Here is a 22,807-nt window from a genome sequence, read left to right on the forward strand (position 1 = left end):
CTGCATGGATATAATTATTTTGCAGCACCCCCGGGAGTCCAGGCACCCATTGAATACGGCTCGCATTCTGGAGCTGGGCATCGGTAATTGCCAGGTATGGGTGGGGGAAGATTTTTCCGATCATACACACCTCCAAAATACGCTGGCAGAAAAGGACTGTTATCTGCTATTTCCCGGGGCTAATGCCCACGCCAGCCAGGATATCCTGCGAACAGCGATGCCGGAAGCACTGATCATCCTGGATGGAACCTGGCGCAAGGCCAAAAAGATCTATTACCGCAACCCACAACTGCAACAACTCCCCAGTATTGAGCTCACCGAGCTTGCCATATCCGACTATCGCATTCGCAAAGCACCGGGAGAAGGTGCCTTATCAACGGTAGAAGCAGCGGTTACCCTGCTGCGTCAGGCCAGCCGGGATAGCCAGGCACATCAGCAGCTTCTGGACACATTCAGCCTGATGATTGACCAGCAAATCAACGCCATGGGGCAGGAGATTTTCAAGAAAAATTATCCGCAGAGAAATGGTTGAGTAACTATTTACGCCACTTGATGTTGCAACCGACACTGGGCTTTTGATCTTCACTGACTGGCAAGCCCTTTAGCAAAGCGGTCATGGCACTGCGAAGATCATCTCCTGTCACCGGTTTACCATTCCCCGGCCTTGAGCCATCAAACTGTCCGCGATAAACGCACTTCAAATCTCCATCAAAAAGAAAAAAGTCTGGCGTACATTCCGCTTGATAGGCTTTAGCCACCTGTTGAGTTTCATCATAAAGATACGGAAAGCCATAGGGCTTTTGGGCCATCAACTCAGGGCGATCCTGGGGGTAATCGGTCACGTCATTGGCGCTGATCGCGACAATGCCCAGATCCGTGCCGTGAAACTCTTTGCCCAATGCCACCAGCCCCTCGTCAATATGCACAACATAAGGGCAATGGTTACAGATAAACATCACCAGAAGCCCTTTACTTCGGGCCACCTCAGCCACAGTTTTTTCGGTCCCGGAAAAAACATCCGGCAAACTGAAATCCGGAGCCTGAAAACCAAGTTCAACCATAGAAGAGGGTGTGAGCGCCATGATGTATCACCTTTGTTATTTAACCTGTTTAACCATAGTGGATATGGTGGTCCGCGACGTTTCTGCAATTCAACGGAATCATGGCATAAGCCATGCCCTGGCACCACAAGGCTGTTTACAGAGGTCAAAACTCTGCTAACTTAGGGTGACAATAATCAATAGTAAGCCTATGGGAAGATCATCCTCGTTCAATCGACAACAGGTGTTAAGCGATGCCCTTGAGCTTTTCTGGTCCAGGGGGTTTTATGCCTGCTCATTGAAGCAACTGGAAGAGGTTACCGACATGCATCCGGGTAGCCTTTATTATCATTTCCAGAATAAAGAGCAATTATTTCTCTGTGCTCTTGATCACTACCTTGAATGGCAGCTGCAACCAAGAATCGATAAGTACCTAGCTTACAGTCCCACGCTATTGGATCTCCGACGCTTTTTTACCTCCGGTTATCGTCATGGTCAGGAGGCCAGCTACCGCAACTGTTGTTTCCTGGTGACCACCAGCAATGAACTCCATCTACTGCCGTCCGATGCATCAGAACGGGTGCAGAAAGGCATCCAGATGCTGCGAACAGGCTTTATTGATTTTATTGAGAAATATACAGAACCGAAAAAAAACAGCAGCGCTACTATTAATCATGAAGTTATTGCCAGCGAGCTGCTGAACCTTTATCTGAGCATCCAGCTGATGGCCAAAGTGAACCCGAATCAGCATGCCCTGGACAAACAGGTCAGGCAGAGCCTGAATAACCTCTTTACTTCCATCCCGCACCAGTAAGTAGCTGGCCATATGGAATCGAATATTTCTGGCTACTTGGGCTGGTACTATGCGAGGCACAACGGAGGGAGCATAGCCGTAGCTATGTGACCGGAGTTGTAACGAAGCACGACTGCATGGATGCAGGAGCTAGAGCAACGCAGGAGCAGTTGCCGGGAGTGCCAGCACAAGGAGTCAGAAATATATGATTTCATATGGTTAGCTACTTAACGCCTGCCATAATGAATTCAATCCATTCCCCATCTTCAGGCCGTGCCGGGAGTCTGTCGAGCAAAACACGCAGAATCCCTGTACCATATCGAGCTATCAATTCGGACTTTCCAGCATCAAGTCATGACCATCAAACAGATTATTGTGCACAAACTGGACCTTGCCCATGGTTCAGAGCAGTTACAGCCCACTCCAGCTTCCCAGAGCCTGGTCTCCTCCCCCTCTCTGGAGCTGGTACTGGATGACTTGCTGCAAACCTATAATAAAAAACCCGATAAGTGCTATGGACAGTTCTCCGATCTGGCAGAGGACAGTTTTCCCGAACGCCTGAAGCAATATATGGATCAAAGCTCCGATGAACAGGCCGCCGGTTTTACCCAATTCACCACAGAAACACTGACCAGCCTTGGGCAAAACCTCAGTGAGGCCGGAGCCATCAATGGTGGCTATGTGATGTTCGCAGACTATCAGCAGGGCCTGACCCGTTATCTGCTGCTTTGCATGCTCAGCAGCCAGAACAGTGTCACCATTACTGATGAGCTGACCATTCAGGACACGTCCTACCTGGACACCGCTCGTATGTCCCTGGCCTGTCGCATCAACATTACCGACTGGCAGAAAAACCCGGAAGCGGGGCGCTATCTATCATTTCTCCGGCCAAAAGGGGGCAAGCGTCTCAGCACCGTATTCCAGGAGGTGATTGGCTGCAGTGAAACCAGTAGCAGCAAAGACGAAGCGGACACCCTTCTCAAGGCAGTGGAGGCGTATTGCCAGGAAGAACCGGTAGAAGAAAACCGCACGATTGTGAAACGGCAGGTTTATGATTACTGCCAGAACAAACTGGATGAAGGGGAAAGTCTGTCAATGCAGGAGCTGACAGGCCACCTCAGCGAAGCTGGCCCGGATGACTTTGCCCGCTTCGTCAACACCCGGGATTATGACATGAGCACCCCCATGTCCCCTGAACGCCGCAAGTTGACCCAGCTGGTACGCTATACCGGGCGAAGCAAGGGACTCAGCCTCTCTTTTGATGCCGAGCTACTGGGCGGGCAGATTCGCTATGATGAAACCAACGACCAGCTGATCATCACCGGGGTTCCTGACAAACTGAAAGCACAGCTGAAGCAGAATTAAGCAGTATCCATACCAGAACAAATTTGCTACAAATAAACACAAGGGATTGATCTGACGCCCAGGGATGGGTGCCTGCATCACACTGCACACGCTTTTAAGCGCAGAGGGTCTTCAGGTCTGCTTCCTACAGCGAGCATCCCGCTTGCCGATAAACACCTGATGAAAAACAACCCGGAAGCCACTATGATTTTTCGTGCAGTTTTTCGTGCAACAACGGTCATCACCTTGTCCACAATCCTGCTGGCATTCGGTGTAAAAGCGAGCGAAAAAGAATCCCCTGCCCTATCTCCTGCCACCATTATCCAGCAGCAAATAATGCTCAACGACATACTGATCAGCATTCACCGCCTGCAGCTGGATTTTCTCGATCAGGATGCCAGAAACGCGCTGCAGCTGGCACAGCAATCAGTCAACATCACCATCAATACGCTGCCAGAAAGCCTTGATGATCCTGAAGCCAATAAACTGCTGGTCACCGTCGTATCCCTTTGGCCGGTGGTCAACAAACACATTACCTGGCTGAGCACCATTCCAGCCAGTTCTGCCCCCCCCTCTGGAACCTCATTACTGCGGGTACTGGCGAAAATGGATCGCCAGCTGTTGCTGTTGAGGCAAAAAGTCACCGACGTCCTGGCTGGAGACAAGGCCAATCTGCGCTTTCTGGAGCAAGCGCTATTGATGCAATACATGACCAGAGACTACCTGAACCTGCTGGTTTCAGAACAAAATACCGAGATCACCAATACCAACCAAATGCAACTGAAAGCACAGGCCAACCGGTTCCACCAGCGAATGACTGCTTTTAATGATGAGTTAGGTGATCATCCCCACGCCATGGTACCCGTCAAACAGGCAAACGCCGCCTGGTCGTTTATTCACAGCAGTTTTGAGCGGTTTCCGGAACGGAAGATACCTGATCTGATTGTGCGCTATGGCAAACGGATTGTTCGCAGGCTTTCTTCCGTCCAACGTATGCTGTAAATAAGCGCTTTTCAGCCACGGCTATCACGTACAAAAGCATCACTCTTCATTCTCTACCATCCCGCTCTCCGGAACGATACAAGAATAGCTGTCTGACTCATGACTCCCTGGTGCCATAATCGTCAGCACTTCAGTTGCCGACATCCTTTCCTGCAGAAACACCTCCGCTTCACCCCACTCAAAAGGCACCGTAAACTGATCAGTCACCTTAAACGCCTGCTGATGCAGAAATGGTTGCAGCGCATAGCTGACGGTAATAATCCTGATGCCAGCGGGCAGTTCAGCCAGGCGCTCTGCCAGCCCGGTAATGACATGATCATCAAGATTTGAGCCATACAGATAGATAATTGATGCGCTTTCCAGTGGCGACGTCAGATAGTCTTCACAGCGAACATCAATGCCATGCAACCGCATACGCTGGCTGGTGCGCTGCAAGCGCCAGCAAAACAGTGGAATCTGCTCAATAGCGGTAACCTGGCACCCCTTAACCCCCTGCAACCAGATACTGGTAAAACCACTCCCGGCACCCAGTTCAAACACATGATCGTCCGAGCTCACGCCTGATCTTTCCGCAATTAACTCCAGGCTGGTCAAGGGAGTTTCACCGTAGACATAAATGTTCTCCGCCTTGATACGACGCTGATAACGACGACTGACCGCGTACGGACTATCCAGCAGATAACTGAGCTTCAACCATAACCATGGAAAAACAAACCTTGGGTTTCTGCCATAGCGCTTCAGCTCCCTGAAACTCTGTCGCCACTGATAACGCCATTGCCGAAAAGCCAGTATTAACAATTCCCTGTTAAATGCCATGCCTTTGCCCCTGAACGAAAGTGATTTCGAAAGTGTGCCCTTATATTAATACCAGCCATTGCCCGGAACGCAAAATACCCGATGCCGCCGGGCAAATTGATAAATCGGTCAAAAACCATCCCATCACCTTTCCGCCGATCTCAGAATGTACTATGTTTGGGCTGAAGAAAGGGAGTTATGACCATGAGCCAAGATACTTCAGCGCCTGTTGCCGATAAAAAGCCCATTGCCAGTTCCGCCCAACAATCCAAACGGCTGTATCCTGAAGACCAGCAGCGGGTTGATCAGTATTTAAAAGAAGGGGTTAATGAGGTCGAGCGTTCGCCATTCAAGCCTCTGCGCCTGATGGCCTGGCTAACCGTTGTTATTGTTGTGCTTGGTGTTTTAAGCCGGATTATCGGCTATCTGGTTTTACCTGACTGAGAGGATGACCTGCAACCAGAACGCAGGCAAAAAAATAGCCATGAACAGTAAATTCGGCTCTCCGGTGAAACAATAACAGCCCCCATAACAGCCATACATAATTAATAGAAAAAACTGGAATCAATGTGAAGAACAAACTCCATAGAATCGTGATCGTTGGTGGTGGAGCCGGAGGACTTGAACTGGCCACCGGCCTGGGCAGGAAACTCGGCAAAAAAAAGCGCGCTGAAATCATCCTGATTGATGCCAATAATACCCATTTCTGGAAACCGCTCCTGCACGAAGTGGCCGCTGGCTCCCTTAATGCCTTTGAGGATGAATTAAGCTATCTGGCACAGGCCAAATGGAACCACTTCAAATTTATCCCGGGCAAGATGGCCAGCCTGAATCGCGTAGAAAAGTCCATCGGACTCAGCCCTGTTAAGGATGCCAGCGGTCACGAGGTAGTGCCTGCCCGCACTCTGGCCTACGATCAGCTGGTTATTGCCGTAGGCAGCACCGCCAACGACTTCAATACACCCGGTGCCAGAGAGCACTGCCTGTTCCTGGATAACCGTCAACAGGCAGAGAAAATCCACACCACCCTGATAAACCACTACCTTCACGCCCAGGCAAGCAATAACGAAAGCACCAGGCTTCGCATTGCCATTATTGGTGCCGGTGCCACTGGCGTGGAGCTGGCCGCAGAACTCCATTTTGCCGCCATTGAACTGGCCCACTATGGACTGGATGCCATCAAGCCGGAGGATCTGGAAGTAACCATCATCGAGGGAGGCGAAAGAATACTGCCTGCACTGCCGGTTCGAATCAGCAACAGTGTTCAAAAGCAGTTAAGCAAAATGGGGATTCGGGTAATGACCCGACAGATGGTGAGAGAAATCAAGGCTGACGGGGTAACCACCCGTGATGGTGAGTTTATTGAATCCGACCTGAGAATCTGGGCAGCGGGGATCAAAGCACCTGAGTTTCTGTCCGATATAGATGGCCTGGAAACCAACCGGATCAATCAACTGGTTGTCCGTTCCACCTTACAAACGACGCTGGACGATCAAATCTACGCCATGGGCGACTGTGCAAGTTGTACCCTGACTGATAGTAACAATGACTGTATTACCATTCCTCCCCGGGCACAGGCGGCCCATCAACAGGCATCCCTGCTGACCAAAAGCCTGATAGCCCAGGCCAATGGCTCCACAGCGCTGGAATTCAATTACCAGGATTACGGCTCGCTGATCTCCCTGAGCCGTTTCAGTGCCGTGGGCAATCTGATGGGTGCCATTACCGGCGATATGATGATTGAGGGAACACTGGCCAAATGGTTTTACATCAGCCTGTACCGGATGCACCAGATGACACTCTTTGGCAAACTGAGAACCGGAACATTGATTCTGAAGGACCTGATCAGCAGGACAACCCGACCACAGCTTAAACTTCACTAACAAAAAAGCCGTTGGCAAAAAGTTCACCAACGGCTATAAAAACTGGAAAATGGTGGGTCGTGTAGGATTCGAACCTACGACCAATTGGTTAAAAGCCAACTGCTCTACCGACTGAGCTAACGACCCATTTCTGCACCAGCCACAGGCTGATAGACAGAACGCTCCTTGTTCACAACCGACTGCGAACCAGAGAGGCGACGATATTACCCATCCCCATAGAGCTTGTAAAGCCCGAGGACGAAAGTATCACTCAGTAATTCCCGCAACCCGTCCCATAATAAAGTGATCTGCCATAATTGTGGAGCAGTCCACTGCACGGTAGAAATCCTGAAATCATCCAGCGTTCTTTAACTCGCCATCAACCAGCGTCACCACATCATCAGCCTTTAAACCAACGGCACCTCGTACGACCACCCGATCACCGGGATACACATCCCCCCGTATCGTTACATACAGCTCACTGCCAGACAGCACTTCAATAGCTACAGGCTGCGCTTGATAAACCTCGCTTTCCCGGATGATCTTAACAACCTTATGCCCATCACCGTCCATGACCACGGCATCCCTGGGAACCCTCAATGCTTTCAGCGGTTTTTTCAGTGGTATGGCAACCTTCACCGGAACGCCGGGAGCCCAGTTAACGTCAATCGGGCTCAACCGCACCTCCATTAACCTGGACTTTGAATCTGCCGCCCCCGCCCGGTTAATCAACTGTGACTGGTAAGTTTTTTCACCGTCGCGGATATCCAGCAAGTTTTGCTCATCCAGATAGCCTGACAACTCAATGGGCACCTGAACCTTCACCTCAATCTGTCCGGTATTAATCAGTTGAACAAGGGGGTCACCAATAGAGACAAATTCACCAGCAGCCGACATTCGATCATTAATCACTCCGGCGAACGGCGCTCGTATCTTTGTTCTTTGCAACTGATCAAGCGCCTTCTTATGATTCACAGTAGCCAGCTGCCAATCCAGTTTGGCAATCCGATAGTCATGTTCCGCTGTATCCAACACACTTTTTGAAATACTTTTCTTCTTATGCAATGCCTGAAGACGCTCAAGCTCTTTATTCAAATACTCAAACTTCTCACGGGCCCTGAGCATTTTCAGCTCTTGACTGTCCACTTCCAGTGTTAGCGCTGCATCATCCACTCTGGCCAGCAAATCACCTGCTTGCAGTGGTTGTCCAAAATCCGCCAGCCAGACAATACGACCACTCACTTCTGCACTGATCCTGGCACTCTCCCGGCTGATCACAGAGCCGTTCAACCAATGAACAGGAGCTGAATAATGAGTTTCCACCACAGCCGTGGTTACGGCGGTAGAACTGAAGCTAACGGGAGCAACCAGCATCAGCAGGATCAACATACCGTTGAGACGTAATAGTTTCATGCGCTTGACTCCATTTCGGTATCAGCCACCTCTTTTTCCCCGACCCGTAACAGACTCGGAAGCAGCACTAATGTAAAGACCGTACTGATGGTCATGCCGCCAATAATCACGGCTGCCAACCCACGATATATTTCACTGCCCGTTGCAGGACTTAATAACAGCGGCAACATGCCAAAGATACTGGTCAATGTGGTCATAAATATCGGGCGCATCCGGGTAACCAGTGCCTGCCGGACCGCCTGTTTTCTGTTCATTCCTGAACGCTCACCACTTCGAGCCTGATGAACCAGTAGAATGGCATTATTCACCACCAGCCCCAGGAGAATAATAAAGCCGACCATGGTCAAAAGATCCATGGGCTGAGCGGTAATACCATTCAATAAAACCATCGCCAGCAAACCACCCACCGTGGCCAGTGGCAGCGTCAGGATGACCAGCAGCGTGTCTCTGAAGGACCTGAATAACCCCCAAAGCAGGATCATTAAAATCAACAATGCAAAGATAAAAATATTCAGTAAGTTGTTAATCGCTTGCTTGAGGCTATCAGCATTACCGGAAATTTTTATCTGGCCACCGTCTTTAATCCCGTCTTTAATCAATTGAGAAGCTTTCGGGACAATGGTCTGCTCGACAAAATCCAGTGTGTCTTCCAGGGTCATATCATCGGTTGGTGAAATTGACAGGGTCAGCGTCCGTCGCTGATCGACCCGGCGAATACTTTCCGGCCCCAGTCTGGACTCGACCGACAACAGCTCACCAAGAGGAACAACAAACCCGGCAGGGGTCATCAACGGCGTCATTTCCAACACCTGAGGGGAGCGGATTTCATTGCTGCGCATAATAATGTCCAGGCTCTCCTGGCCATCAAAATATTCTCCCAGATGAATGCCTTCTCCCAGACTCTGTATGATCACTGGCAGACTGCCCCGGTACCAACCCACTTCAGAAAGGCGACGATCATCCGGCAAAAGCCTTAGTTCCGGTGCAGTAAAATCCAGCCCGGGAAAAGGCCGTACATCAGCACCGGGCAACTCCTCCTGTATTAGCCCAATCACCCGCTTTGCTACGGTATAAAGCCCGGGAAGGTTATCTGACTGAAGATCAAGATTGACGCCATTACCACTGCCATAATTGCCAAACAAGTTGCCCTGGCGGGCAAAAGCCGTTGCATCGGGAATATCATTGACAATGTCCTGTCTGACCAACCTTTCCAGCACTTTCACCTGGCTCTGGTCTTTCGCTCGAATCCCCATGGTTGCGCCACCGGGCCACAGAATAAAGTAATAATTTTTCAATGCTGGCTCAGCAGTACCTTCCATATACGGTTTAAGCCGTTCAATCAGGAGTGGAACCACCTCTTCCTTAACCGATGAGACACTGGTTCCCGGAGAAAAATTAAACCAGACGTCAACAGCATCCCGTTTAACTTCCGGCAGATAATCCATTCGGGGCATAGCAACACGGGTTAATACGATTGGCAGCCCCATCAGAACAACAATAATCAGCCAGCGGCGACGGCTGGTTGAGGTCAGGCGAACAATCCAGTCACTTATTCCCTGCCAGATATGGCGGTAGTGGTCTTTAAATTCCTGTTGTGGTAACCACCGTGCGGCAGCGGTGGGCAGCACCGTCATGGCAATCAACAATGAAACAGCCACCGAAACCGCAATAGTCAGGGCAAGGTCAGCAAACAGCTGCCCCTCCACATCATTCAGAAGCATAACGGGAAGAAAGATGGCGATCGTCGTCAGCGTTGATGCCAGCAGTGCGCCCCATACCCTGGACGACGCCACTTCCACCGCTTTAACTGGTTCGATATTACTGTTCTCCCTCTGTCGTACGATGCTTTCCAGCATGACAATGGCGGCATCCAGTACCATGCCAACAGAAAATGCCAGCCCGGCCAGAGAAATAACATTTAAGGTACGGCCAGTGAAAAACAGAATACCCAACGTAATCATCAGGCACACAGGGATCGACATGGCAATAATCAACGTTGCCCGCCAGCGCCGCAAAAAACACCAGAGAACGGCGATGGCCAGCAAAATCCCAAAGAGCAGGTTGGTACTGACCATATCCAGGGCGCGCTGAATAAATACCGAAGCATCAAAGGACTGAACCATCTTCACCCCTTCAGGCTCCAACACATCGTCATTCAGTTTTTTAACTGCTGACTTGATGCCCAGTAATGCATCCAGGGCATTGGCACCAGACTCTTTGAAAATCTGCATGCCAATGGCCGGGTTGCCATTCTGAATGCGCAGCGTTCGCTCCTTACCCCGGCTTATTGAAATATCTGCCAGATCACGAAGGTACACTGGCAAACCGTCACGCCAGGACACCACCATGTCACCCAGCTGGTCAATCTCATATTTACCCGCCAGCCGCAGTTTATACTCACGGCGCCCGATATTCAGGGTACCGCCGGAGACATCAAAACCGGTGGCTACACGAGCTGCCAGTTCAGGAATAGTGACCCCAAGCTCTGCGGCACGCCATGGGTCAAAAACAATATCCAGCTGCTGTTCCCCTTCGCCACGGACAGCGACACCAGCAACACCGGGAATACTTTCCAGCACCGGTTTCACCCGGGAATCAATCAGCCCCTGATAGTTTTTAATGGAACGATCATTGCCCGGTAACTGCTGAAGAAAAAACCAGGTCAGGCTGTCATTGGAGCCATTATTATTGACAAACGGTCCACGGATATTGTCTGGCAGGCCAGAAACCCGATTCAGGCGATTGATCACCTCAAGCAAGGTTTCCTGCATGTCCGTGCCCAGGGCAAATTCCATATCAATTTCAACACGTCCACTGCCGGAATCACTTTCCATCATCTTCAACCCTGGCAGACCTTTAAGCGCCTGTTCCAGTGGATCTGTGACTTCTGATTCTATCTCCTCCGGTGCCGCTGCCCTCCAGAACACCTCTACCGATAAGTGAGGACGGTCAATATCAGGAAACAACTGAATGGGCAGCTGACTTATACTCAACAGGCCAAACAGGAAAGTGAGCGCAACCGCAATAGCAATCACGGCCGGGTTGTGGATGGAGAAGCGGGTCAGGTTCATATTACTTTAGTTCTTGTTTTCATCTCAAAAAATCTACATATAAAGGTGATAGTTTTTCTGCTGTCTCCCCACATTGAGATCAACCAGCTACACGTTCAGTTCCTTCATTCGATTAACAATTCTCTAACCAGACGAGTCTCAACTAACTGCCCCGCCTCCATCTCCACACGATATGCTGCAGCACCCGGCCTTGAAGACACTACTCGACTCAATTCCCCATTGATGTAATGAAGACCAACCCCATCATCTGCTGCAATACCCGGGGAAAGGCGACCGTGTTTAATCAATTCCTGATAGGCAGGCCTTCTGTTTTTTTCACCATCATAGTGTGGACAATGGCTTCCTGGTAAAAAGCCCAGGCATGGGTATGGCTGCAAATCACCGCCAAAGGAATCAGTAACCCCTGTTTCAAACCAGCAGATTGAACCGGCACTTAACCCACACAGCACGGTTCCACTGTTCAATGCTTTTTTCAGCGCCTGATCAACACCATGAAGCTGCCAGATAGCCAGCATATTGACCGTGTTTCCGCCGCCAACATAAATCACATCCTGTGAGCAAAGAAAAGCCTCAATATCCCGGCCATCTCTTCGGAACAGCTCAAGATGACAAGGTTGACACTCCCGTTGAGCAAAACGCTGATAAAAACGAGTAATATAACTCTCACTGTCACCGGATGCTGTGCCTAGAAAACAAATCCTCGGATTATTTCCACCTTGCCGAAGGATATAATCATCCAGTACCGGTGAAGACTCCATGGAAAATCCACCGCCACCAAGAGCGATAATCTGCTGACTACTCATAAATTCACTGTCTTTTATTAATTCTTGTATTTCAGGGTAAGCATCTGATTTTGACCAATCCCGTTGGTGGCAACTTTTTATTATAATCGGGCACTTCCAGCCTCCTCAGGCTGAAAGTGCCCGATAACGTATCTGCCACTGGTTCCCTAACCTGCTCTTTGATTTCTGGCAAAAGTCATACAAGCTCAATTACCGTTTGTTAATCCTGCCCATATGGTAAACACCAACATACTCACCGTTTCGAAAAGCATAATCCGGTGACTCGCCTTCTATCTGAAAACCAAATTTTTTATAGAGCTTAATTGCAGGTTCATTATCCACAAACACCGTCAACTCCATTCTTCGCAGGTTCAGCCAGTTATCTGCCAGATCCACCATGGCTGCCATCAAGGCACTGCCAACCCCCTGCCCCTGGCTGTCATCATGAACGGCCATTCCGAGATAACCTACGTGGCGTCGTCGCGGATTGGGTGGGTTATCCAGAAACAGATAACCAACCACTTTCGAATCTATTTCTGCCACGTATTGATGGACACTTTCCCGATTGCTCTTCTCCAGGCGGTTTTCCCAGAACTGCAGAGATGGTCGTGGGAGCTGCAGTGTACCCGAATAAGCCCGCTCTCCCTCGTAGAGTTTTCTGAGATGATCCGCATCGTTCATTTCTACGGATCTGATAATAATTTCAGCCATTGAGCAAACTCCTTTTTAAATGGCCTCCTGTACCTGACAGGAGGCGAAAGCACGACTGATATTACCAGATCTTTACCCGGTCTTCTGGTTTACGGTACATACCATCACCTTCTTCCACCTCAAAGGCTTTATAGAATTCATCAATAACGTTATCAACCAACACTGACATTCTGGCTTTTGCTTCCGGTGGAAAGTACGTTTTCACGTACTCCTTACCCAACAGTTCGCCAAGTACATCATCCGCTGAGTCAACACCCCGCTTCCAGTGTGGTGCAGGCTCCTCAATACCTCTTAACTTAACGTTCTGCCGCAAAAATCAAAACGTACCTGGGCAAAGGGTTCACTTAAAGACGACGCATAACTGTTTAATGTATGGAATGTCAGGTAGTTTTTCCATGTCGAGATATCAGTACCGCTGATAATGGACGACAGTTTTTCAAAGTAGCCCGGCTGACGTACAATCACCTGGTCAATATCAACACCGGCCTGCCGGAGATACCGGGAAAAATCAAAATCCCCCATTAATTGATTGACATCAGCTACTGTCATTTTGTTGTAGGCTTTTATCGGATCACGTCGCTCCACGCGAGACCACTGAACTTCAGCCAGCCTTGTTTCCAGCGCCATAATCCCCATTGCCACTTGTTCCGGCTCTGGTTGACCCGCCAGGACCAAAAGCTCGGTCATGTAATCCTGGTATTGTTGCCGGATAGCCTTATATCGCTCCCCCTCTTCCAGGTAGTAGTCCCGATCAGGAAGCCCCAACCCGGATTGACTCACATAGAGTGCATTCACTTCAGATTGTCGTGCATCATAAAGTTTGCTGAAGGCACCATAGCGTGATTTGTCTTCCGGTATCTCTGTTTTATCAAGCCATTGACCATTCATAACGATAGAAATCATCCTGCGGACGCACGGATGAATCCATATTGTCGTACTCAATACCAGAAATCTCAGGGGCCTGAGCTACTTCCTCGTGCTTCTCAAGAGAATGATGGGAGCTAACTGCACAGCCTGTTATTAACACGGTACCGACAATAGCAACTGTCAGGAGTTTCAACTTCATAGGCTTAACTCTTCGTTTCCCGATCTATATGGTTTAAACAATCAGTGTATAATTTCGGTTTATTTTAAACGACGATATTTGTCTGTTTGCAAACATACGGTTGCAAAAGGCCTGGCAGACGTTAGCTGACCAGCGACAACCTGTCAGACTCCTGCACTACAACATCCTGCTGTGCCTTAAACATATCCCGATACAACCCCGGCTCTTTCAGCAGTGACTGATGAGTTCCACGCTGAACTATTTTGCCTCGCTCCATCACCAGAATCAGATCTGCGTCTTCAATAGTGTTCAATCGGTGGGCAATCGCTAACGTCGTTCTGCCCTGCCTCAGAGTAAACAACGACTGTTTGATCGCCAGCTCGGTTTCACTATCGATATTGGCAGTGGCTTCATCCATGATCAGTATCGCAGGGTCCTGGGCCAGGGTTCTGGCAAACGACAACAACTGTTTCTCACCACTTGACAGTGACTGCCCACGTTCACCCATTTTCTCTTCATAGCCATCATGAAGCTGTTCTATAAAGCCAGATGCCTGAACCCGGTTAGCCGCTTCTTTTACTCCTTGATCAGAGATGTCAGCCTTTCCCAGGTGGATGTTCTCAGCAATACTGCCCTGAAAAACAAAAGGCTCCTGAAACACCAGCCCAAGGCTGTCTCTCAAGGTCTGTTCGGAAAATAAAGCCAGGGGCTGGTCATCTATCAGCACTGAACCTTTCTGGTATTCATAAAACCGCATTAACAGGTTAACAATGGAACTTTTCCCACTGCCGGTATGGCCAACCAGTGCGACAAATTGCCCGGGCTCAACGGTAAAACTGATACCATCCAATGCCTTGTTAACCCCATCATAAGACAGCTCAACATCACGAAACGCTATACGACCACGCTGAATAACCACACCATTCTTACGCTCCGGTCTATCCTCAACCGGTTCATCCATCAACTGGAAAACCCGCTCAGCAGAAACTACTGACTGCTGCCAAACCTGCATCTGCATGGTGATATGGGTCAATGGCTCAAACATACGATCAAGATAGTTTATAAACGCATAAAGCAACCCGATCTCTACCGGCCCGCTCAATGCCTGACCAGTAAAGCCACCGACCATTAATGCAAGCGCCAACATGGCAGCAAAATGGACCATTGGCCTCAAGAGCACGCCATTAATGATCACCAGACGATTCTGAATCCGCTGATACTCTTGACACGTATCTTCAAACTGCTGACTAACCCGCTTCTGCTGACGCAATACCTGAATAACCGACATCCCCTGTATGGATTCATTAATCCGGGTGTTGATATCACTGAGCACAGCGCGGGATGCATGAAACACCGGATGGCTGTATTTCTGATAAAGATAAATACAGCCAACAATAATGGGCAGAATGCCCAGACAGAACAGTGCCAACCGAACATCCAGCAAAAACATGGCAATGATGACGCCAATAATGGTGACAACACCTTTGATGGTATCAGGCAGTGCCTGAACGAACAGGTCCCGAACAGTTTCTGTATCGTTAGTCACCCTGGAAACCAGCTTGCCCACCGGCTCCCGGTCAAAAAAAGCCATCGGTAACCGGAACAGGTGATTAAACACTTGACGACGAATATCGTGTACTACCGACAGCGCCACCTTTTGAAACAGCATGGCTTCAAACCAGCTCATCACAGCGGCCATCAGGTACATTGCCATAAAACCAACCGCTAGCAGGATCAGGGCATTCTGATCCCAGTCACGGGGAACCACATGGTCATCAATAAACGTTTTCATTAATACCGGCGCATAGAGCGTGGCACCGGTACCCAGTAACATAAGCAACAGACTGAGCACCAGCTGCCGCCGGTAGGGTCTTCCATAATTCAACAGCCGTATAAACTGCTGCTTATTGTTCTTATTCCTTTCCAACACGTTTCCACCCAGTTCCCAAGGCCCGGAAGACAGAGTTAAGTAGCTAACCATATGGCCAGCTACTTAGTCACCCTGATGTTTTTATTTCCAGAGACTGACGTTTAAATATTCTGGCGTACCAGCCATTCCCGGTGATCAGCTCCCTGTGTGCCCCTGATTCGCTGACTCTGCCTTGATCAAGCACCACAATCTGATCCGCCTTGTTCAAGTTAGTCAGTCGTTGGGTAATCAGAACAATGGTTTTCTGTTGACCTGATGTTATTAAGTTGTCGAGAATTCTTGCCTCAGTCTGCATGTCCAGAGAGCAAAAAGCATCATCAAACAGCAGAACATCCGCATCCAGCAGTAATGCCCGGGCAATGGTCAGCCTTTGTTTCTGGCCACCGGACAGGTTGACTCCCTTCTCGCCCAGCATGGTTTCATAACCATCTTTAAACTGCACGATGTCGTCATGGACACAGGCCAGCCTGGCAACCTGTTCAATCTCTGCACGGCTGGCCAACGGTTTTCCAAAAGCAATGTTTTCCGCAATGGTCGCAGAAAACAAAAACGGCTCCTGGGCCACCAGGGCGAAGCGGCTTCTGAGCTGATCCAGCGAGAACTGTTGATGATCAACACCATTTAACTGAATACTTACGGCAGCATCGTCGTACTGTCGTAACAGCAGCCTCAGCAAGGTGGACTTCCCACTGCCAGTTCTGCCACAAATACCCACAAACTGTCCTTTCGTCAGAGTCAGTGCCAACTGCCCCAAAGCCACTTTATCGGCACCCGGGTAAGTAAAGCTTTTAATGTCAAAGTGGATATCACCATCCAGGCTTTTAACAGTCTCGAATTCACTATCAACCACACCGGGCTTTTCACCCATCAATGACTGAAGGCGGTTGAGCGAGGCATTCCCCCTTTCCACAATATTGAACAGCCAGCCAAAGGCAAACATTGGCCAGACCAGTAAACCCAGATATATGGTAAATGTCGTCAGTTCACCGAGCGTCATCAGGTCACTGTCAATGCGCCATGCACCGAAACCCAGACTTCCCAGGATAGAAACACCCACACAAATGGAAATCGTCGGATCAAACATCGCATCAATCCGGGCCACTTGCATATTGGCAGCGACGGTAGTTTCTGATTGAGCTGCGAACTTCTGCATCTGTGAACGGTTCAAATCATGGGCCCTGATCGCCCGCACTCCGGAAACCGCTTCCTGAACCCGGTTATTGAGATCGGAAAACGCCTCCTGGGCCAGCTTGAATCGGGAATGCAGTAAGCCCGCATACCTGAACATCAGCCAGGCCATGACCGGAAAAGGCAGCAGCGCAGCCACGGTCATCTCCCAACCGCACACCAGAACCATGGCAATAATCACCGCAGAACCGGCAATCATGGAGTCCACCAGAGTAAGCACGCCCTCTGCCGCTGTCATTTCAATGGCTCTTACGTCATTGGTCCCGTGAGCCATCAAATCACCGGTATTGTGCCGCTGATAGAACTCCGGCGACATCCGGGTAAGGTGATGAAATAAACGCAGGCGCATAACCCTGCCCAGCTCAATCGCTCCACCAAACAACATAATCCGCCAGCCATTTCGCAGGGCGTATATGGCAAGACCAATAAAGGCAATAAGCAGCGATGACTGCAAAACACTGGCAAAAGTAATGCTGCCCTGCTGCACCTCATCGACGAGATCACCGATAATCCAGGGCGGCAATAACTCTGCAAGAGACACCAGAATCAGAAAAAGTACACAACAGCTGTAACGCAGCCAGTGTTGCTTAAAGAACCATCCCAGGTTCCAGAAAATAGACATGTATCCCCCAATGCCTTTTAACTACTAAATTCAGCCGATAAAAGGCTAAGAAATGAATACGTCAGGGTCATGTATTCACCAAACAGTCAAAACCGATGGGAACAGCAATACTGTTCGAGACAAGACAGCTGACAACAACACTTGGTTTGATTGAAAGAAAACAGCGTTAATAAGATGTGCAGCTATCCTATGGCAGGGGGTTTAGCAGACCACCCATACTGTCCACAGCGACAAGTCCATGGATGCACACAATGGCAAACGTCGTCATAGTGAGTTTCTGGGCGGTATTAATCATGGAATACTCCTTGACCTTTTTTGTTATCAGCTTTTGACCGTTTATTTGATTCCCTGTCGCAAAGGTTGAGGCATCAGGAATAAGTATTATTCCTGATGCCTATTTTGCTTTCAACCTGTCTCAGGCAATGTTGTCCAGTAATTCCTCAAAACGGACCACCTGTTTTTCTACAATGTCGAGGCTCGCATGCCAGAACTCCGGTTGACGGATATCCTGATCAAAATGTTTCTTTATCAAGTCCTCTGAGGTCATACGGCCTGTGTCCATCAATACGGCCCGATAAACATCGCTGAATTGATCACCATATTGCTCTTTCTTGGCATAAATACCGAGGCTGAACAAATAACCAAACAAGTAGGGATAGTTGTAGAAGCTCATTCCCGATATTGAGAAGTGCATTTTTGCAGCCCAAAACATGGAATCACAGCCTGACACACTGTTTTGATACCATTTACTCCAACTCTCACTCATCATTGCTGACAATTCACTGGCTGGCAAATAGCCCTGCATTCTTGATTCCACCAGTTTTGACTCAAAATCAAACCGGGCTGGAATATTGATCAGAAACGAAGCGGCACTTTTTGCATCTTCCCACGACGTTGCCAGTTTTTCCTGATCATTACTCGCCTCTCTGGCCAAAGCATCACGCACAAGCGTTTCAGCAAAGATACTTGCCGTCTCGGCCAGGGTTGATGGATAGATCGTTTCTACAAACGACAAATCTCTCATAACCCAGTTATGCCAGGCATGGCCAAGTTCATGGGCCAGAGTAATAACGTTGGTAATGGCCCCATCCCAGGTCATAAATACTCGAGGTTCCCTGGCGCCGGGAAACTTTGAACAATACGCACCATTGGCCCTGTTATTGGAAGGTCTTGCATCAATCCACCCCTTCTGATACATCATTTTGGCAAAATCACCCATTTCCGGGTCAAATTGGCTGAAGGCATCTGAAATAAGATCAATGGAATCTGAGAAAGCGTGATAACTCCCGGACAGATCATGATTTAATTTGGGACATGGCGCTAAAATATCCTGTGGCTCCAGTTGACCAATACCCAGCCCTTTTGCCATTCCCTTCAAAGCACGATGACCAATGGTCATCCGGGATTCCGTGGTATCCATCAAGGCACTTAACGTTGATCTTTCAATCTTTTGGCGATGACAACTCACATCCAGATAATGAACTGGCTCAATTTTTGACCGCAGTTGATTCTCTTCATTCCGCCAGCCATTGACCGCATTGAGAATCGCTGCAGCGGTTTCCTCGCGGCTACGCCAGGCGTTCTGGATACCCTCCCATGCCTGTTTACGTTTTACCGGGTCATGTTGCAATGTCAGGTTAAATGCACTGGCAAGGCCCATTTCCTGGTCGCCGACCTGGCATCGCAATGAACCTCTCAGATCATTATAAAGCCGCCACCAACTATGCAGGCCGTCCACTGACAGAGTGGAGATCGCCACTTCCTCATCGGTAGACAACCAATGTGCGTTACGTTTTCTTTCATGCTGAAAATAAAACTGATAGCTCGCTGCAGCGCGATCAGCAAACACTTGCTGCAATACTTCATCTGACGCTTTTAGCAAATACTGTTTAAAGGGTTTAAATGCTTGGTCAATCCTGGCGCTCAGTGTGTTGGTTCTGGCATCCAGCCTGGATGCATCTTCATTTTTAGCATCGACACTACTGGCTGAACTGGCGAAGGTGGAAGCGGTCCAACAGAGAATACTGGCTTTTTCATCAAGCTTAATAGCCTCAACCAGTATTTTAACCACCGTATTTTCATTGCCGGTATCGAGTGCTAAAGCTTTGTCGCTCAATGCATCGCATATTTCGGTGATAGTTTTAAGGTCTTGTTTGAGAGCCGGATCGTTAAAATCCTGATAAATGTGAGTGTTATCCCATACCGGGATTGAGTCATCCATTTTGATATTCATGATTTCCTTCACATAAAAAATCCCTCCCTCCCCGTGGATTTACCCACGATGGCAGTTAAGGGAGGGAGGAATTTATTTGCCGATTACTGGTTATTCAGGTCCTGTTGCAAAAAGCCAATCCAGGAGTTGGCCTGCCCTCTACTGCTCTGAATAGACGCCGCTTTCTCCATATAACCCAGTGATTTTTGACTATCTCCCAGCTGATAGTGGGCCATTCCTGTTAGAAAAAGCATCTCTCCCTGCTGCTTCTCGGTAATCCCGCCAAAAGGATTGGCAACCAGCGTCAGTAACTCCTGATAACGCTCGGAACGAGCCAGCATTCTGGCCAATTTAAGCTGCAGATCAGGATCTTGCTCAAGTTCCAGCGCTCGATTAAAAGCATCAATGGCCTTGCTATTCTCCCGGGCGTGGGACCAGAAATTGGCAAGCTTCTTCAGGTTTTCGAAATTACTGTCAACCAGCCCGGCTTCCATTCCCTGTGAATAAACAACGCCAGCCTGATAAGGCACTTGTTGATAAGTCAGGAAGTTTGCCAGCTGTGTGTAGTCACTTTCCTTATCAAACAGACCATTGCGATAGGCGGCACGCAGTGCGGCCAGTGCCGCTGCATCCCGCTTGATGGACATATTCATGCCTGAAAGCTGCAGCCAGTACTGTTTTTTCTGCGGTGCCAGAGTGACCAGTATTTCCAGAACATCAATGGCTTTGGGAATCTCTTTCAACTCATAATGGGCGGCCAGCAACAGGGTATACCAGGACTCCGGAGGTGCTTCCGACGCCGCAATTGCCTGCTTCGCCGGATCTACCACATTTTTCCATTCCTGCATTCTGGAATAGCCGTTGGCCAGCATAATCCAGGCACTGGCCGGTATCGCAACTTTCTCATCCAGATTAGCCATCCAGACTTTCAGCTGGTCGATCCCTTCCCGGTACTGACCTTTCATCATCAACAGCTGTGCAAGGTTATAGCGAACCTGCTGAGCTGCGGGTAAATGCAGTGCATCATCAGCCAGGGCTGATCGAAAATAACCGATGGCTTTGTCGTATTGCTCCTGGTTGGCAAATACGACGCCCAGCATCTGGTTAACCGCCGCCTTATCGAATTTACTGTTTTTTACTTTGCCAAGCACATGCTCAAGGCTTTGACGAGCCGAGGCATAATCATCTTCAGCCATTTGTTCCTGGGCTTTGAGAATGTACTTATAGGTAATCTGCCGCAGCTCTGGCGCTTTTTTGGGAGCGGCCATGGCCAGCGGAGCATTTATGCCCGCCAGCAGCACAGAAACCATAGCCGTCTTTTTTAGACTTAACCTTATACTGTCCATGGTTTACTCCACTCGTTATTCCAAGACGAACTCATATTCCTGCTGCTGTGTAAGTGCCACCGCAACACCGTCTTCCATTGCCGGTTTAAATTTCCATTTCAGAGCAGCCTTTTTAATCGCCTTGCCGAATCCTTTACCACGGGGCTTTTCTTTGACAATTTTTACGTCCGATACCCGGCCATCGGCATTAACCGTGTACTGAAAGACCACTGAACCGTCCACACCACTTTGCAGTGCTTTACGGGGATACATGGGGCTGAACTTATTCAGAGGAACCGGACCACCACCAGCAGAAACACCACCTGAGGCATACAGGCCAGCACCGTCGCCTACGGCCAGGTCAAGATCCACATCCACCTGGGGCACTTCCATCTTCACCTGCTCAATCACCGGCTTATCCACCTGCTGGGAGATTTTCATCTCTGGCGGTGGCGGTGGCCGTTTAGGCTGGGGCTTTGGGATTTCCCGCTTTTTCTCTTTGATGGTTTCCGGACGCTGCAAGCGAATAAACTCGCTGATCCGGTTATCATCGGCCTCGACCAGTTCATGGCGGTTGTTGTTGACCAGGGCATTCATCACCGCAAACAACCCCAGTGCCACCACAAAACCGAGACCGAGTGCTGCTAAATAACGCATACGCACCTCTCACTACACCGATCAAACAGCTTTATGGTTCCCGTGCAGACACGGAGATGCTGTAAACACCCGCCAGTCTCACCTGGTCCATGACTTCTACGACAATGCCAGATTCGGATTTCTTATCCGCCTGGATTACCACCGCACCTTCCGGGTTTTCTGCCTTCAGGCGTTCAACGTTGGCACGAACCGCACCCACTTCTACCCGGCGTTTGTCAATCCACACCGCTCCGGTGTCGCTCACAGCGATCATGATATTGCCTTTTTTCACCACCTGGGCGGAATTGGCCGTAGGCCGGTTAACATCAATACCTGCTTCTTTAATAAACGACGTTGTTACAATGAAAAAGATGAGCATGATAAACACGATGTCCAGCATCGGTGTCATATCAATCCCTGCATCTTCCTGTGCGCCGTTGCTATAGCGTCTTCTCATTATTCTTTCCTCTCACCCGTTGCACTGCTGGGGGGCAGTGCAATGGCAATTCAATCAATGCTGCATGGAATCGGCGACTTTATGGCTCACCCGGTCGGCACGCTTCTCAAGCAGTGCGCTGAAATAAAGACCGGACAGCGCGGCCACCATTCCTGCCATGGTAGGAATCGTGGCCTTGGAAATACCCGAGGCCATGGCCCTTGGGCTGCCGGTACCGGTGACGGCCAGTACATCAAATACCTGAACCATGCCCACGACGGTGCCCAGCAGTCCTAATAATGGACAAAGGGCGATCAGGGTTTTGATCATGGGCAGCCCCTGCTTTGCACTCAGGGAGACCTCGGAGATCATGGCGGTACGAATATGCCGGGCCTGCCAGGACAACTTGTCCGACCGGTTCTGCCACTTCTCAATGGTTCCCTTAACCAGCTTCGGGCTTTCGAGAAAAAAGAACAGATAACGCTCAATGACCAGCACCCAGAGCATCAGGGTCAGCACAAAGAGCATCATCAGTACATCGCCGCCCATGCCTAAAAAGCGGCGAATGGAGTCAATTTCTTCCAGTAACCAGAGCATGGA

General features: G+C 49.5%; 22 protein-coding genes and 1 tRNA gene. 6 read left to right on the forward strand and 17 right to left on the reverse strand.

Going from position 1 to position 22,807, the window contains the following annotated elements; translation table 11 throughout:
- Positions 1 to 532, forward strand: a 532-nt coding sequence (locus tag ACO6UY_RS16270; protein WP_422490622.1) for a tRNA-uridine aminocarboxypropyltransferase, incomplete at its 5' end; no start/stop codon positions are given.
- A 4-nt stretch (positions 533 to 536) separates the two neighbouring features.
- On the opposite strand, the gene ACO6UY_RS16275 is transcribed toward ACO6UY_RS16270, so the two are convergent.
- Complete coding sequence (locus ACO6UY_RS16275; protein ID WP_422466160.1) at positions 537 to 1,082, reverse strand: thioredoxin family protein; 546 nt, start codon at positions 1,080 to 1,082, stop codon at positions 537 to 539.
- A gap of 169 nt (positions 1,083 to 1,251) precedes the next feature.
- On the opposite strand from ACO6UY_RS16275, the gene ACO6UY_RS16280 reads away from it, so the two are divergent.
- The 3 genes from ACO6UY_RS16280 (at position 1,252) to ACO6UY_RS16290 (ending at position 4,179) form a co-directional block, all read left to right on the forward strand.
- A complete protein-coding gene (locus tag ACO6UY_RS16280; RefSeq protein ID WP_422450164.1) occupies positions 1,252 to 1,854 on the forward strand; it encodes a TetR/AcrR family transcriptional regulator in 603 nt (200 codons plus the stop codon).
- A gap of 333 nt (positions 1,855 to 2,187) precedes the next feature.
- The gene (locus tag ACO6UY_RS16285) at positions 2,188 to 3,198 is read left to right on the forward strand and encodes a nucleoid-associated protein (protein WP_422490624.1); all 1,011 of its coding nucleotides are present in this window, start codon (positions 2,188 to 2,190) and stop codon (positions 3,196 to 3,198) included.
- Positions 3,199 to 3,381: 183 nt separating this feature from the next.
- The gene (locus ACO6UY_RS16290; RefSeq protein ID WP_422490626.1) at positions 3,382 to 4,179 is read left to right on the forward strand and encodes a hypothetical protein; all 798 of its coding nucleotides are present in this window, start codon (positions 3,382 to 3,384) and stop codon (positions 4,177 to 4,179) included.
- Positions 4,180 to 4,218: 39 nt separating this feature from the next.
- Here ACO6UY_RS16290 and ACO6UY_RS16295 read toward each other — a convergent pair whose 3' ends face one another.
- Entirely contained in the window at positions 4,219 to 4,995 is a 777-nt protein-coding gene (locus tag ACO6UY_RS16295) for an SAM-dependent methyltransferase (RefSeq protein WP_422450161.1), read from the reverse strand.
- Positions 4,996 to 5,178: 183 nt separating this feature from the next.
- Here ACO6UY_RS16295 and ACO6UY_RS16300 point away from each other — a divergent pair, with 183 nt between their 5' ends.
- Together ACO6UY_RS16300 and ACO6UY_RS16305 are read left to right on the forward strand one after the other, a co-directional pair.
- A complete protein-coding gene (locus ACO6UY_RS16300; protein ID WP_422450160.1) occupies positions 5,179 to 5,418 on the forward strand; it encodes a DUF3094 family protein in 240 nt (79 codons plus the stop codon).
- Between the two features lie 125 nt (positions 5,419 to 5,543).
- Positions 5,544 to 6,857 (forward strand): NAD(P)/FAD-dependent oxidoreductase, encoded by a 1,314-nt coding sequence (locus ACO6UY_RS16305; RefSeq protein ID WP_422490628.1) that lies wholly within the window; start codon positions 5,544 to 5,546, stop codon positions 6,855 to 6,857.
- A gap of 50 nt (positions 6,858 to 6,907) precedes the next feature.
- On the opposite strand, the gene ACO6UY_RS16310 is transcribed toward ACO6UY_RS16305, so the two are convergent.
- From ACO6UY_RS16310 to ACO6UY_RS16380, 15 genes are all read right to left on the reverse strand, one after another.
- Positions 6,908 to 6,983: transfer RNA gene (locus ACO6UY_RS16310), tRNA-Lys, on the reverse strand.
- Between the two features lie 207 nt (positions 6,984 to 7,190).
- Positions 7,191 to 8,249, reverse strand: a complete 1,059-nt coding sequence (locus ACO6UY_RS16315) for an efflux RND transporter periplasmic adaptor subunit (RefSeq protein WP_422450158.1) — start codon at positions 8,247 to 8,249, stop codon at positions 7,191 to 7,193.
- Complete coding sequence (locus tag ACO6UY_RS16320; protein ID WP_422490630.1) at positions 8,246 to 11,320, reverse strand: efflux RND transporter permease subunit; 3,075 nt, start codon at positions 11,318 to 11,320, stop codon at positions 8,246 to 8,248. The genes ACO6UY_RS16315 and ACO6UY_RS16320 overlap by 4 nt, the downstream gene beginning before the upstream one ends.
- Positions 11,321 to 11,424: 104 nt before the next feature.
- The gene (locus ACO6UY_RS16325) at positions 11,425 to 12,123 is read right to left on the reverse strand and encodes a Type 1 glutamine amidotransferase-like domain-containing protein (RefSeq protein ID WP_422462385.1); all 699 of its coding nucleotides are present in this window, start codon (positions 12,121 to 12,123) and stop codon (positions 11,425 to 11,427) included.
- Positions 12,124 to 12,312: 189 nt separating this feature from the next.
- Entirely contained in the window at positions 12,313 to 12,813 is a 501-nt protein-coding gene (locus tag ACO6UY_RS16330) for a GNAT family N-acetyltransferase (RefSeq protein ID WP_422462387.1), read from the reverse strand.
- Positions 12,814 to 12,874: 61 nt separating this feature from the next.
- Positions 12,875 to 13,126 (reverse strand): hypothetical protein, encoded by a 252-nt coding sequence (locus ACO6UY_RS16335; RefSeq protein ID WP_422490632.1) that lies wholly within the window; start codon positions 13,124 to 13,126, stop codon positions 12,875 to 12,877.
- Positions 13,105 to 13,701 carry a hypothetical protein gene (locus tag ACO6UY_RS16340; protein ID WP_422490634.1) on the reverse strand — a complete coding sequence of 199 codons (597 nt, stop codon included), beginning with the start codon at positions 13,699 to 13,701 and terminating at the stop codon, positions 13,105 to 13,107. Before ACO6UY_RS16340 ends, ACO6UY_RS16335 begins: the two co-directional genes overlap by 22 nt.
- Positions 13,682 to 13,879 carry a hypothetical protein gene (locus ACO6UY_RS16345; RefSeq protein WP_422462389.1) on the reverse strand — a complete coding sequence of 66 codons (198 nt, stop codon included), beginning with the start codon at positions 13,877 to 13,879 and terminating at the stop codon, positions 13,682 to 13,684. Before ACO6UY_RS16345 ends, ACO6UY_RS16340 begins: the two co-directional genes overlap by 20 nt.
- A gap of 121 nt (positions 13,880 to 14,000) precedes the next feature.
- The gene (locus ACO6UY_RS16350) at positions 14,001 to 15,788 is read right to left on the reverse strand and encodes an ABC transporter ATP-binding protein (protein WP_422490636.1); all 1,788 of its coding nucleotides are present in this window, start codon (positions 15,786 to 15,788) and stop codon (positions 14,001 to 14,003) included.
- 67 nt (positions 15,789 to 15,855) lie between these two features.
- Complete coding sequence (locus ACO6UY_RS16355) at positions 15,856 to 17,598, reverse strand: ABC transporter transmembrane domain-containing protein (RefSeq protein ID WP_422490638.1); 1,743 nt, start codon at positions 17,596 to 17,598, stop codon at positions 15,856 to 15,858.
- A gap of 415 nt (positions 17,599 to 18,013) precedes the next feature.
- Positions 18,014 to 19,831, reverse strand: coding sequence for a M3 family oligoendopeptidase (locus ACO6UY_RS16360; RefSeq protein WP_422490640.1), 1,818 nt, complete (start codon positions 19,829 to 19,831; stop codon positions 18,014 to 18,016).
- An 83-nt stretch (positions 19,832 to 19,914) separates the two neighbouring features.
- Positions 19,915 to 21,156, reverse strand: a complete 1,242-nt coding sequence (locus tag ACO6UY_RS16365; protein WP_422490642.1) for a tetratricopeptide repeat protein — start codon at positions 21,154 to 21,156, stop codon at positions 19,915 to 19,917.
- Between the two features lie 15 nt (positions 21,157 to 21,171).
- A complete protein-coding gene (locus tag ACO6UY_RS16370; RefSeq protein WP_422490644.1) occupies positions 21,172 to 21,792 on the reverse strand; it encodes an energy transducer TonB in 621 nt (206 codons plus the stop codon).
- 31 nt (positions 21,793 to 21,823) lie between these two features.
- Positions 21,824 to 22,228, reverse strand: coding sequence for an ExbD/TolR family protein (locus ACO6UY_RS16375; RefSeq protein ID WP_101746723.1), 405 nt, complete (start codon positions 22,226 to 22,228; stop codon positions 21,824 to 21,826).
- A gap of 54 nt (positions 22,229 to 22,282) precedes the next feature.
- Positions 22,283 to 22,804, reverse strand: a complete 522-nt coding sequence (locus ACO6UY_RS16380) for a MotA/TolQ/ExbB proton channel family protein (protein WP_101746722.1) — start codon at positions 22,802 to 22,804, stop codon at positions 22,283 to 22,285.
- Positions 22,805 to 22,807: the final 3 nt, after the last annotated feature.

Source organism: Endozoicomonas sp. ALE010, assembly GCF_049310165.1.
In the GTDB taxonomy this organism is placed as follows: Bacteria; Pseudomonadota; Gammaproteobacteria; order Pseudomonadales; family Endozoicomonadaceae; genus Endozoicomonas.